At 54.1% G+C, this 12,460-nt stretch carries 15 protein-coding genes; 13 read left to right on the forward strand and 2 right to left on the reverse strand.

What is annotated here, in order from left to right; translation table 11 throughout:
• The 9 genes from LZ463_RS01080 (at position 1) to LZ463_RS01120 (ending at position 7,945) form a co-directional block, all read left to right on the forward strand.
• A complete protein-coding gene (locus LZ463_RS01080; RefSeq protein WP_241452960.1) occupies positions 1-1,125 on the forward strand; it encodes an MlaE family ABC transporter permease in 1,125 nt (374 codons plus the stop codon).
• On the forward strand, positions 1,125-1,916 hold the full coding sequence (locus LZ463_RS01085; protein WP_241452965.1) for an ABC transporter ATP-binding protein: 792 nt from the start codon (positions 1,125-1,127) through the stop codon (positions 1,914-1,916). Before LZ463_RS01080 ends, LZ463_RS01085 begins: the two co-directional genes overlap by 1 nt.
• A 3-nt stretch (positions 1,917-1,919) precedes the next feature.
• Positions 1,920-2,864: an MlaD family protein gene (locus LZ463_RS01090; protein WP_241452968.1), complete on the forward strand. Its 945-nt coding sequence runs from the start codon at positions 1,920-1,922 to the stop codon at positions 2,862-2,864.
• Between the two features lie 10 nt (positions 2,865-2,874).
• Positions 2,875-3,498 (forward strand): ABC-type transport auxiliary lipoprotein family protein, encoded by a 624-nt coding sequence (locus tag LZ463_RS01095; RefSeq protein ID WP_241452974.1) that lies wholly within the window; start codon positions 2,875-2,877, stop codon positions 3,496-3,498.
• Between the two features lie 22 nt (positions 3,499-3,520).
• Positions 3,521-4,669: a VanZ family protein gene (locus LZ463_RS01100; RefSeq protein WP_241452977.1), complete on the forward strand. Its 1,149-nt coding sequence runs from the start codon at positions 3,521-3,523 to the stop codon at positions 4,667-4,669.
• 112 nt (positions 4,670-4,781) lie between these two features.
• Positions 4,782-5,099: a (2Fe-2S) ferredoxin domain-containing protein gene (locus LZ463_RS01105; protein ID WP_241452979.1), complete on the forward strand. Its 318-nt coding sequence runs from the start codon at positions 4,782-4,784 to the stop codon at positions 5,097-5,099.
• Positions 5,100-5,103: 4 nt separating this feature from the next.
• Entirely contained in the window at positions 5,104-5,742 is a 639-nt protein-coding gene (locus LZ463_RS01110) for an alpha/beta hydrolase (protein ID WP_241452980.1), read from the forward strand.
• A 56-nt stretch (positions 5,743-5,798) separates the two neighbouring features.
• Entirely contained in the window at positions 5,799-6,947 is a 1,149-nt protein-coding gene (locus LZ463_RS01115; protein ID WP_241452982.1) for a D-alanyl-D-alanine carboxypeptidase family protein, read from the forward strand.
• 152 nt (positions 6,948-7,099) lie between these two features.
• Positions 7,100-7,945 (forward strand): D-amino acid aminotransferase, encoded by an 846-nt coding sequence (locus LZ463_RS01120; protein WP_241452984.1) that lies wholly within the window; start codon positions 7,100-7,102, stop codon positions 7,943-7,945.
• 74 nt (positions 7,946-8,019) lie between these two features.
• Here LZ463_RS01120 and LZ463_RS01125 read toward each other — a convergent pair whose 3' ends face one another.
• Positions 8,020-8,784 (reverse strand): NADPH-dependent F420 reductase, encoded by a 765-nt coding sequence (locus LZ463_RS01125; RefSeq protein WP_347176233.1) that lies wholly within the window; start codon positions 8,782-8,784, stop codon positions 8,020-8,022.
• A gap of 17 nt (positions 8,785-8,801) precedes the next feature.
• On the opposite strand from LZ463_RS01125, the gene LZ463_RS01130 reads away from it, so the two are divergent.
• Both LZ463_RS01130 and LZ463_RS01135 read left to right on the forward strand, forming a co-directional pair.
• On the forward strand, positions 8,802-9,761 hold the full coding sequence (locus LZ463_RS01130; protein ID WP_241452988.1) for a LysR family transcriptional regulator: 960 nt from the start codon (positions 8,802-8,804) through the stop codon (positions 9,759-9,761).
• 106 nt (positions 9,762-9,867) lie between these two features.
• Positions 9,868-10,149, forward strand: a complete 282-nt coding sequence (locus tag LZ463_RS01135; protein ID WP_241452990.1) for an HP0495 family protein — start codon at positions 9,868-9,870, stop codon at positions 10,147-10,149.
• A gap of 62 nt (positions 10,150-10,211) precedes the next feature.
• Here the strand turns inward: LZ463_RS01135 and gcvA are convergent, their stop codons facing one another.
• Positions 10,212-11,111 carry a transcriptional regulator GcvA gene (gene gcvA, locus LZ463_RS01140; protein ID WP_241452995.1) on the reverse strand — a complete coding sequence of 300 codons (900 nt, stop codon included), beginning with the start codon at positions 11,109-11,111 and terminating at the stop codon, positions 10,212-10,214.
• 190 nt (positions 11,112-11,301) lie between these two features.
• Here gcvA and LZ463_RS01145 point away from each other — a divergent pair, with 190 nt between their 5' ends.
• Together LZ463_RS01145 and LZ463_RS01150 are read left to right on the forward strand one after the other, a co-directional pair.
• On the forward strand, positions 11,302-11,625 hold the full coding sequence (locus tag LZ463_RS01145; RefSeq protein WP_241452997.1) for a DUF2917 domain-containing protein: 324 nt from the start codon (positions 11,302-11,304) through the stop codon (positions 11,623-11,625).
• A gap of 34 nt (positions 11,626-11,659) precedes the next feature.
• Complete coding sequence (locus tag LZ463_RS01150) at positions 11,660-12,235, forward strand: cysteine hydrolase family protein (RefSeq protein WP_241453000.1); 576 nt, start codon at positions 11,660-11,662, stop codon at positions 12,233-12,235.
• Positions 12,236-12,460 lie beyond the last annotated feature (225 nt).

The raw sequence follows: 12,460 nt of genomic DNA on the forward strand, positions 1-12,460 counted from the left end.
ATGCCTCACGAGATTGCGCCCACCCTGACGTTCACCCACCAGCAACAGCCCACCGCCATCGTCGCCGGTGCCTGGCTGGTGCATGCATTGTCCCGAACTGCCACCATGCATGAAATCAGCAATTTGCTGACACAAGCTGCCGGGCAGGCAGAACTGCACTGGGATTTGACGCAGGTCACTACAATGGATCACATAGGCGCACAAATGCTGTGGCGGGCCTGGGGCAAGCAAAGGCCTAAAAACGTGGTAATCCAGTCAGCTCATGAAGGATTGTTTAACCGCCTGGAAGAAGTCAGTCACATCGTCATACCCCGTCCGGCCAAGCCCCGGTTGACACGTACCATGCAACTCGGTGCGCAAATGCTGGGACTGTTTAATCATCTTTACAGTTTCAGTGCCCTGCTTGGTCAACTGGTGCTGGACCTGGGGCGCTTTGCCCGTCATCCGCTCAAAGCACCGTGGAAAGAATTGTCAGCCAATGTGTATCACACCGGTGCACAGGCACTGGGCATCACAGCCCTGGTTGGCATCCTGATAGGTATCGTGCTGTCTTATCTGTCAGCCCAGCAATTACGCACTTTTGGTGGCGATTTGTATATTGTCAATATCCTGGGCATGAGTATCATTCGCGAACTGGGTCCGATGCTGGCAGCCATACTGGTGGCTGGCCGTTCAGGGTCGGCCATCACGGCGCAGCTTGGTGTCATGCGCGTAACTGAAGAGCTTGATGCCATGCGCGTGATGGGCATACCACATGGTTTTCGCCTGATCATGCCCAAGGTGCTGGCGCTGGCGCTGGCCATGCCCTTGCTGGTTATCTGGACCGATATCATGGCACTAATCGGTGGCATGATTTCTGCACAGGCCCTGCTGGGCATGACGCCGGAATTCTTTGTCTACAAACTGCCTGATGCCGTGCCACTGATCAATTACTGGATAGGCCTGGGCAAGGGTGTCACCTTTGGCATACTGATCGCCCTGATAGCCTGCCATTATGGCTTGCGCATAGAGCCCAATACCGAGAGCCTGGGTCGCGGCACAACCAGCTCCGTCGTCGTTGCCATTACGGTAGTCATCATCGCTGATGCCATATTTGCCATCATCTTCAGCAAGGCAGGTTATTGATGACCAGCGAAAACATCATAGAAATCCGCGACTTGCGCACCCAGTTCGGGCGGGCCGTGGTGCATGACCAGTTGCAGCTTGATGTCAGACGGGGCGAGATACTCTCGATTGTTGGCGGTTCGGGCTCAGGCAAGACTGTACTGATGCGGCAGATGCTGGGACTGGAAACACCATCACGCGGCCGCATCAAGGTGTTTGGCGAAGACTTGCATGACCCGCAGGCACGACATCTTGATTACCTGCGCAAGCGCTCGGGCATGCTGTTCCAGCATGGTGCACTGTATTCGGCACTGAGCGTATTTGATAATGTTGCCCAACCCATGCGCGAACTGGGCACGCTGTCAGAAGACCTGATCAATGATCTGGTTTACCTGAAGCTGCACATGGTCGACATCGCCTTTGAACATGCGCGCAAGATGCCATCTGATTTGTCGGGCGGCATGATCAAACGCATTGCGCTCGCACGTGCACTCGCACTCGATCCTGAATTATTGTTCCTTGATGAACCGACAGCCGGCCTGGACCCGGACCGCTCTGACAGCTTCGTTGAACTGATCTTATCCTTGCATCAACAGTTGAAGCTGACCGTCATCATGGTGACGCATGATCTTGACAGCCTGTTTGCCCTGTCCACGCGGATTGCCGTGCTGGCAGAAAAACGTGTGGTCAAGATCGGTACGCCGCACGAGGTCGTGGCCTACCATCATCCATTTATCGACAGTTTCTTTCTTGGAGGTCGCGGTCTGCGGGCCATGGAAGTACTGTCACCTCAACCGCCGCAGGAAATATAAGCTATGGAAAACAGATCTCATGCACTGATGGCTGGTTTCTTTACCATCGCATTGCTGATACTGGCAACCGTCCTGGCCATCTGGCTGGGGCGTGACAAGATCAAACGCGTCCCTTATGAAGTCGTCACGAAAATGGCGGTTTCCGGACTCAACCTACAAGCAGCGGTGCGTTACAAGGGTATCAAAGTCGGCAATGTCACGGATATTGATTTCGATGACAATGTACCGGGCCAGATCATTTTACGCCTGGAAATCATTCCCGATACACCGGTGACCAGCTCAACCTACGCAACACTTGGCTATCAGGGCGTCACGGGCATTGCCTTTGTACAGCTTGATGACGATGGTTCGTCAAAGCAGTTGCTGACAGCAAGCACTGGCGATTCAGGTGCAATTCCAAGAATACCCCTGCGTCCGGGCATGTTGCAAAACCTGGAACAGCGTGGTCAGGCCATCCTGGTGCAAACCGAGGAATTGACCAAACGCCTCAACACCATGCTGGACCCGGCAAACCAGAAAAAACTGATGACCACCATAGAAAATTTTGGCAAGGCGTCTGCCGCATGGGAAGCCCTGCCAAAGAAACTTGAACCCACCATCGCCCGTTTGCCGGGACTGGCAGATCAGGCAAAGTCCACCCTGGCTGAAGTGCGTCATCTGTCTGCTGATGCCAGCAAGTTGAGCAATAACCTGAATCAGCTAACCACCAGCCTCCAGGCACCTGACGGCCCGTTGGCGCGCTTCAATCTGGCCATGGACAATGTGAGCAACAGCCTGATACTGGATACGCTGCCTCAAGTCCAAAGCGTCACCGGTGAAGCAAAAACCAGCCTGCGCTCATTCAACCGCCTGTCTGATTCATTAAAAGAAAGGCCGCAGAGCCTGTTGTTCGGCCCTGCTGCTGGTACGCCAGGACCGGGCGAACCAGGTTTTGTCGCTCCCAGATAAAGGAAACTCCATGACATATCCTGCATTTTTTCGCGGACTGATAAAGACAGGCATGATGCTGTTTTTCCTTGCCGCCCTGTCGGCATGCAACAGCACCCCGGTAGTACAGCAACAACACTATGATTTCGGCCCGTTACCGGCAAACGCCATAGAGACAAACAGTCAAAGCAAGCTGCAACTGAACCTGACAGAGATCACTGCCCCAGTTTCACTCGACAGCAATGCCATGCTCTACCGCCTGCAATATGACAATGTACAGGCGCTGAAAGCCTATTCCATCCATAAATGGAGCATGTCACCGGCGCAGATGCTGACGCAAAGATTGAAAGCCAGCCTGGCTGCCAGGGGCCACAATATCCTGACGCGCGGTGATGGTGCCGGCAATTTACCCAGCCTGCATATAGAGTTAGATGAGTTTTCCCAGATTTTCAGTTCGGCCAGCCAAAGCCATGCCCAGCTCAATCTGCGCGCCAACCTGATCAAGGCCAACAAACTGATTGCCCAGAAAAACTTTGAGCAAAAAATTGTTGCAACCAGCCCCGATGCGCCTGGCGGCGCAAGAGCCATGCGAGAAGCCGCAGACGCAATCATCGCCGACATGCAAACCTGGCTGGCAACATTGCCATTGAAGTAAGAGATGTACTGACAGACACATCATGCAAGCAGCCACCAACGCTGACGCTGTCAGCACCATGCGCAGCTCGCCCTTTGCCAGGGCGAGCCTGGTTGCCTATGTGTTCCTGATCTTTTACGCCAGCTGGTTTCCTTTCACCGGCTGGCAATTTAACAGCTGGGCAACCTTGCCCGATGTGATACGGCAATGGCCGCGCTACTGGTCGGGCTTTGATGCCGCCGTCAACGTGATCGGTTACATCCCTTACGGCATCCTGGTGGTGTTTGCGCTTTATCCCCATATTACCCGCTGGCGTGCTGCATTGCTGGCCAGCATCAGCGGAGCATTTATCTCGGCCACGGCAGAGATCGTCCAGATATTGCTGCCCAGCCGGGTGACCTCTTTACTTGATTTTCTCACCAATACGTCGGGCGCCATCACCGGTGCCATACTCGGGGCCTTGCTCACTCCGCTGATACTTGAAAAAGGCCGTCTGCAACTGTTACGCAAGCAATGGACACATAAGGAATCGAGCCGCGAAATCCTGGTGCTGGGCTTGTGGATCATGGCGCAGATTTACCCGCAAGCCTATCTGTTTGGCCTGGGGCAGCTATTGCCACTGATTTCGCAAACCCTGAGTGAGCTGATGGGCTTGGACATTGACCTGGTCACCCTGATACTGCAAGGTTTTGAACCCAGCGCAGAGGAATATTTATTGTCAGAGACCATCATCACTGCCTGTAGCTGCACCGGCGCTCTGCTGCTATGTCTGAGCCTGCTGAACCGCCACGCCCCCAAAACGGCGCTAACGGGCCTGCTGCTCATTGCCGCCCTGACAGTCAAGGCCCTGGCCAGCGCGCTGTTGTTCAAGCCTGAATATGCATTTGCCTGGCTAACGCCAGGTGCGCGTGGCGGCCTGCTGATCAGCCTGATCATGGTGTATGGTTTTTCATTTGCGCCCTCTGTCGCGCAAAGACGCCTGGCCCTGTTACTGCTTGGCATTTCACTGGTGGTTATCAACCTGGTGTCTGACAATCCGTATTTTGCAGCCACCATGCAGACCTGGGTGCAAGGCAAATTCCTGAACTTCAATGGCGCTGCCCAGTTCCTGTCCATCTTCTGGCCCTATCTGGCCATCTGGGCCCTGCTGCGCAAAACCCGGCCCGCCCATCAACAAGCGACAGCCCCCTGAAGAATTGCAGTATCATAGCGAGCTTCAGCAGTCCTCATTCTATGGCTGCTTAATGTAGCTACCTCGCACGTGGCAACGCAATGTGGTTAAATAATCGCCAGCTGGAAACCTTATGTCTGAAGCACTCTATTATCAAAAGCATGTCTTTTTTTGCCTGAATCACCGTGAAGATGGTCGCCCCTGTTGCGCGGACCGTGGTGCGCAAGCCGCCCAGGAACACGCCAAGCGTCGCATCAAACAGCTGGACATGAATGGCCATGGCAAGATACGCATCAACAAAGCCGGTTGCCTGGATCGTTGTGAAGAAGGGCCTGTACTGGTGGTCTACCCGCAAGGCACCTGGTATACCTTTGTCGACCAGTCCGATATTGATGAAATAATTGACGTGGACCTGATAGGCGGTGGCATCGTCGAACGCCTGAAGGTGTAACGGCATGAATGCGCAGACCGAACATTTTCTGATTCAGGGCACAGCAGGAAACCTGCAATGCGCGCTGGATCTGCCCGATCCCGACAGTATCCCCAGCCCACGCGGGCTGGCCCTGGTGGCTCATCCTCATCCGCTGTATGGCGGCACCATGGATAACAAGGTCGCGCAAACCCTGGCGCGTACGTTTACCGCACTTGGTTATGTTGCAGTACGCATGAATTTTCGCGGTGTCGGCCAATCTGAAGGCAGTTACGACACCGGTATCGGCGAAACGGATGACATGGAAGTCCTGCTCAAGGCCATGCGTCAACGTTACCCCGATCTGCCTCTGGCATTGAGCGGTTTTTCCTTTGGCAGCTTTGTCCAGGCCCGGCTGCAACAACGCCTGAAGGAACAGGCTGTGGCAGTGGAACGCCTGGTGCTGGTCGGTGCCGCTGCCGGCAAATGGGACATGCCGGCGATACCGGCCAATACCATCCTGATCCATGGTGAGCTTGATGACACCATACCATTGAGCGCCGTGTTCGAATGGTTGCGCCCACAGGACATACCCGTCACTGTTATCCCTGGCGCAGATCATTTCTTCCACCGTCGCCTGCATCATATCAAGCAAATAATCATCAGCATGTGGGATAAGGCCTGATGCTGTCGCTTCCAATTCCTTAGCTTTTTTGTCACACTTTGTTTTACTCGCCCCCAATGAAAAAATTCCTCGCTACCCTTGCAGTCTCGCTGCTGACCATGTCAGCTGCGGTTGCACAAAGTCTGCCTGCGCCTACGATTGCCTCCAAATCCTGGCTCTTGCTCGATGCCACCAGTAACCAGGTGATCGCTGCTCAGGAACCAACGATGAGCATAGAACCGGCCTCGCTGACCAAGATCCTGACTGCCTATATGGTGTTCTCTGCCCTCAGGGACAAGAAACTCGATCTCAACCAGAGCATCAATGTATCGACCCGCGCCTGGAAGGTGGACGGCAGCAGTTCCAAGATGTTCATCGAGCCGAACAAGCCGGTCACCATCAATGAGCTGCTTTACGGCCTGATCGTTCAGTCCGGCAATGATGCCGCCGTCGCCCTGGCCGAAGCTGTGGCCGGCAGTGAAGACGCCTTTGTCGTGCAGATGAATCGTGAAGCCGAACGTATGGGTTTGAAAAACACCCGTTTTGCCAATGCACATGGCCTGCCCAGCAAGGACAATTATTCCACCGCCCAGGACCTGGCGACACTGGCTGCACGGTTGATTGCTGATCATCCTGACTTTTTCAAAACCTATTACTCCACCAAGAGTTACACCTATAACAAGATCACCCAGCCCAACCGCAACCGCCTGCTGTGGCTGGACCCCAGTGTGGACGGCATGAAAACCGGCCACACTTCAAGCGCCGGCTATAGCCTGATCTCGACAGCGAATCGCCCTAATGGCACAGGACAGCGTCGCCTGATCTCAGTCGTGATCGGCGCCGAAAGTGATCAGGTCCGTGCGCAGGAAAGCCTGAAATTGCTCAACTGGGGCTACCTGAACTTTGACACCCTGAAGCTGTATGACAAGGGCCAGGCAATCGCCACGCCGGAAGTCTGGAAAGGCACACAGGCACAGGTCAAGATCGGTTTTGACCGTGAACTGTATGTGACCCTGCCCAAAGGCGCTGCGGCCAAGCTGAAACCGGCGCTGGAACGCAAAGACCCGCTGGTGGCGCCGGTTGCCTTGAACAGCAAGGTCGGTACAGTCAAGATGATGCTCGATGGCAAAGCGGTAGCTGAATTCCCGGTCATCGCGCTGGAGCAGGTCAACCAGGCCAGCATCTTTGGTCGCGCCTGGGATTCGATACGCCTGATGTTCAAATAAGCAAGCCCCTTCCTGATGATGCGCTGCCGCCTGCGGGCAGCGCATCCGTTCATTGTCCATTAATAGAGGTTATGCTGGTATGCGTTATTTGCATCAACCAGCCTGTCTTTCTGTGTGAAAATGCCTTTTTCGACTCGGCATGTACACACATCATGAATGATCCCCTGGTTTACCTGAATGGCGAAATGACGCCCCTGTCCGAAGCCAAAATCCCGGTTCTCGACCGTGGTTTCATTTTTGGTGACGGCATTTACGAAGTCATCCCTATTTACGGACGCAAGATGTTCCGCGCCGACCAGCATCTGGCCCGCCTGTTCCGTAGCCTGGCATCGATAAGTATTACCAATCCGCATAGCAAAGAAGAATGGCTGGGCCTGATCGACAAGGTCATGGCAGCCCATGAAGCCGATGACCAGATGGTCTACCTGCAAGTCACGCGTGGTGTTGCCAGACGCGCCCATGCCTTTCCCAAGGATGTGACACCAACTGTTTTCATCATGACCAACCCCATTGTCCTGCCCAGCGCTGCAGCACGTGAAAACGGCGTGGCCTGCGTAACCATGGAAGACAAGCGCTGGCTGCGCTGTGAGATCAAGTCGATCTCCCTGCTGGGCAATATCCTGGCGGCGCAAAATGCCGCCGAACATGATGCGACTGAGAGCATACAGTTCCGTGATGGTTACCTGACCGAGGCATCAGCATCGAATGTGTGGATAGTCAAGGACGGCGTACTGATGGGGCCACCCAAGGACAATCTCATCCTCGAAGGCATACGCTACGGCCTGATAGAAGAGCTGTGTGCCGCCAACAATATACCTCTGCAAGCCCGTCGCATCACACGCGAAGAAGTTTTTGCCGCCGATGAAGTCATGTTGTCCTCTGCCACCAAGGAAGTGCTGGCTGTCGTCAAGCTTGACGGTAAGAGCATAGGCGATGGCAAACCCGGTGCGGTTTACCACAAGCTGTACGCTGCCTATCAACAAGCCAAGGCAGCATAAAAAAATGCCTTCATGCAATTACTGCATGAAGGCATTCCTGACAAACAGAATTCACTACAGCAACCATGCCGGTTTTATGCAGGCTGTGCGGTTGCCTGCCCCAGCAGACTGAAACCGTGGGTCCAGTGCTGACGCTGGATGGCATAACTGATCCACAACATCGCCAGAGGCTCAAGCAGGCGGCTGGCGGTAATATCGCCCATATCTATCGCTGAACGCCAGCCAAACCCCTTCAGGATGGCGGCAACCTCTTGCTTGGCCTCCTTGTCATTACCGGCGATAAACATGTCAGGCTGACCATCTGGCAATTTGGGCTGGATCATGTGACCGACAGTGATGCTGTTCAAAGCCTTGACCACCCGCGCTTGTGGCAACAACCTTTGCACCAGCTCGCCCGCAGAATCACTGAAGCCTACTGCCAGCCTGGGTGAACCTGTTTCAAAATCCAGCAGTGGATTGACAGCATCAATGACAGTTTTTCCTGCAAGATTGGCAGGGCCTGCCAGCTCCAGTCCTTCTTGCAAACCTGCCCAAGGCAATGCCACAAAAACCAGGTCTGCTGCCCTGGCAGCATAGTCATAACTGCTGGCACGTGCGGCGGGCACAGCCGCCAGTGCTTCCCTGCTTTTGTCACTGTCGGGGTTGCGGGTGCCAAAGATCACTTGATAACCCAGGCTGGCAAAACCCTTTGCAATCGTCACGCCAACCATGCCGTTACCCAGAACTGCTACTGTTTTTGAAGTTGTCTGCATTTGATTTCTCCTATGTGTGTGTTGATGGGAGTGATTGTGACCGCATTGATTAATGCTGATAAGCCAGCTATTCTTATTTTCAATCACAACTTCAGGTTACGAATATGAAACTTGACGTCTCCCAACGTGTACCCGCCATGCTGTCTTTTATACAAGCTGCCGATCATGGCAGCTTTGCCGCGGCGGCACGTTCCCTGCAAATATCAGCAGCAGCCGTCAGCAAGAATGTCGCCAGCCTGGAAAAAGCCCTGGGCGTGCGCCTGATGAACCGCAGCACCCGCTCGCTGCAACTGACACCTGAAGGTCAGTCCTTTCTGGAAAAAGCACGAATTGCCATAGACGCACTGGATCACGCAGTCGAAAGCGTCACCAGGCAGCATGGTGAAGTCGTTGGCCCGGTCAGGATATCGACCGGCAATGCCTTTGGCATGCATTACCTGCTGCCATTACTGCCGAAGTTGCAGGAGCGTCATCCCGGTCTGCAACTGGCGATAGATTTTGATGATCACCGCATCGACCTGGTGCGGGACGGTTATGACCTGGCCCTGCGCGGCGGCATGATAGAAGATTCCAGCGTGGTATCGCGCACCATATGCACTCTGCATATGGCGCTGGTGGCGGCGCCTGCCTACCTGGAGCGCCATGGCATACCAAAAACCATCGATGATCTCGACAAACACAGGCTGATCGCCGTACGCTTCCTGAATGGCAAGATGACAAGCTGGAGTCTTAAACATGCGCAAGGCGCGGTCAACAGCCCGCAACCACGCGACCCGGCCCTGATCGTATCGGCACCGGAAGCTGCAGTGGAAGCGGCGTTGCTGGGCATGGGCATCGCCCAGGTTGGCGTCCACCATGCCTCGCGTTATCTGCACGAAAAGCGACTCAAGATCGTGCTGGGTTCGGAACATGCTGCAGGCAACCGACAGATGGTATTGCAATATCCACATCGTGCCCTGGTCGCACCACGCATCAAGGCTACGGTCGATTTTTTACTGGAAGAAATGGCAAAAACAGAATCCCTGCATATTCCCTTGTCGGCATTGCATGCTTTCCATGCCTGATGCCTGCCATTCTGTCATCAGTGGAATGTGCATCTACTTTAATATTGGAAAGTCGGGGCCAGGCCCCATATACTGGTATTGAAATTAACCGAGATTTGGAATCACTATGGAAATGAGACCCATCCCCCCGGAAGAAAGCCTGATTGAATATCCGAGCGACTTCCCCATCAAGATCATGGGTGCCATGCATGATGAATTTGCCCAGACCATGGTGGAACTGGTGATTGAACATGACCCGACTTTTCATGCCGGCAAGGCAGAGATGCGCCCGTCCAGCAAAGGCACTTACCTGTCTGTTACCGTGACCGTGCGCGCCACCAGTCGTGAACAACTGGATAACCTGTATCGTGCACTGTCGTCCCACCCGATGGTGAAAGTGGTTCTTTGATTTTCTGGCCTGCCTGTCTGCTTGTTACATGACCAGACATGCAGGCACACCATCTTCGTGCTTTAGAGCATCTGCTTTCTTTCTTCCGCGATTTCTTCCAGTAGCCATTCCCTGAAAGCCTTGACCTGCGGTCTGAGCAGGGCTTCTGGCGGATATACCAGGTAATAGGCCACTTCGCAGGGTATGTCTATATCAAACAGTCTTTTCAGCAGACCTGCCTTGATGTCCGGCTGCACGATGATATGACGGCCCAGTGCAATTCCCTGCCCGTCGACAGCAGCACGCGCCAGCATCGATGAATCCTGGAATATCAGGCCACTGCCCGGTTCTTCATTATCAAGACCGGCAGCTCGGAACCAGGGTTCCCAGGGTTCACCATCACAGCGCAGCAACTGCATGCTGGCCAGCTCTGCCGGTGTCTGCGGTAAATGACCGTCGTGGAAATTGGGACTGGCCACAGGATAATAATAATCACCCATCAATAATTCGCTGACCATGCCCGGGTAATTACCCAGACCAAAGCGTATGCCTATGTCGATGGATTCCCGGTTGTAATCGGTCAGGTGACTGCTCGACTGCAAACTGACTTCCAGATCCGGGTAATGCTCGATAAAGCGCCCCAGACGAGGCGACAGCCAGCGTGCCGCAAATGATGGCAAGGCAGTAATACCCAGGCGTTTTTGCTGGTTACGACTCTTCAACATGTCTGCGGCGTCGCTCAGTTCCTGCAAAGCCTGCCGTATCTTGGCGGCAAACTGTTCGCCATCAGCCGTAATCGTAATCCGCTTGCCATGCCGGATGAACAAGGCTACCCCCAGCTCTTCTTCCAGAGCCCTTACCTGATGGCTGATGGCGCCATGGGTCAGATGAATTTCTTCTGCTGCCCGAGAGAAATTTTGATGACGTGCTGCTGCCTCAAAAGCCCTCAGCGCCGCCAGATTGGGGAGTCGTCGAAAATCCATGGCATGTGAATTATTTTAGCAAAGCATTCAAATATTACTCGTTTCACTTACTGAAAACATGCGACTACAATCCTTACATCGCAGTGCAACAAAGTTTATTTTACCTGCAAAATCAAAGCCTGCCTTGGCAAGTCTTTGAAAAATGAGTAATCAGGCAGGTAAAGTAAGCAGCAAACCCAGGAGCATAGAAATGACAAATAATTTCGCAAACTCATCATACATGATTGCAGCTGGAGAAACTCTTTCTGGCACAGCCGAACAGGCCCGTAAAGTGGCCGTGGCCTGTGGCCGTATCTGGCTGACCATTGAAGGCCAGATCGATGATCACTGGCTGGCTGCCGGTGAATCTGTTGTCATCCCGGCAAACCGTTCCGTCGTGATTGAGACCGAAAACCAGGCCAGCCTGATCGAATTGTCCGCTGTATCGAGCATCATCAGCCTGAAAAACCAGGTGCCGGTACATACAGGTCTTTTGCAAAAACTGGCAAACAAACTGGGCCAGGCGCTCGCCTGACGCATCAGCCAGACTATCAGGAACAGGGATACAGATGAACAGCTCCACGACACAGGCTTCGCAAATGGCACAAACCGCCCTGATATTGATCGACGTACAACTGGGTTTTGACCACCCCAAGTGGGGCCACAGGAATAACCCGGCGGCCGAGCAATACATGGCGAGCCTGTTGCAGCACTGGCGTGAGCATGAAAGACCTGTCATCCATGTGCGCCACCAGTCGCAGGAGTCGGCATCGCCTCTGCGATTGGGCCAGCCAGGCTATGAATTCAAACCGCTGACACGCCCGGTCTCCGGTGAAACCATCTTTACCAAAAAGGTCAACAGCGCCTTCATCGGTACCGAGCTGGAAGCCTACCTGCACGTCAAGGGCATCAAGGACGTGGTCATTGCCGGCCTGACGACCGATCATTGTGTTTCCACCACTACCCGCATGGCTGGCAACCTTGGATTCAATGTTATCGTTGCCTCAGACGCCTGCGCTACTTTTGACCGTGCCGATGTCCACGGCGAATGGATGCTGGCGGAAGACATACACCGTGTCCACCTGGCCAGCCTGAATCATGAGTTTTGTGAAGTCAGGACGACAGAGCAGATATTGGCGCTGTAAGAACCTGTTTACGATCTGTAGCGAGCGAGCGTCAGCGGAGTAAGGGTAACAAAAGAGCAGCGCAAAAAGCGGAATGTACTGTAGTACATGAGCATGTTGAGCAGCACATGAGCCTCGATCACGCACGCGCAGTAAGATCGTAAACAGGTTCTAAGACCCGGTCAGCGGGGGCAACGGCCCATGGTAATTGGCGAACAGAAGCAGTCGTTTTGAAATCATCTCAAC

The organism is Undibacterium paludis, from assembly GCF_022568815.1.
GTDB lineage: Bacteria > Pseudomonadota > Gammaproteobacteria > Burkholderiales > Burkholderiaceae_D > Undibacterium.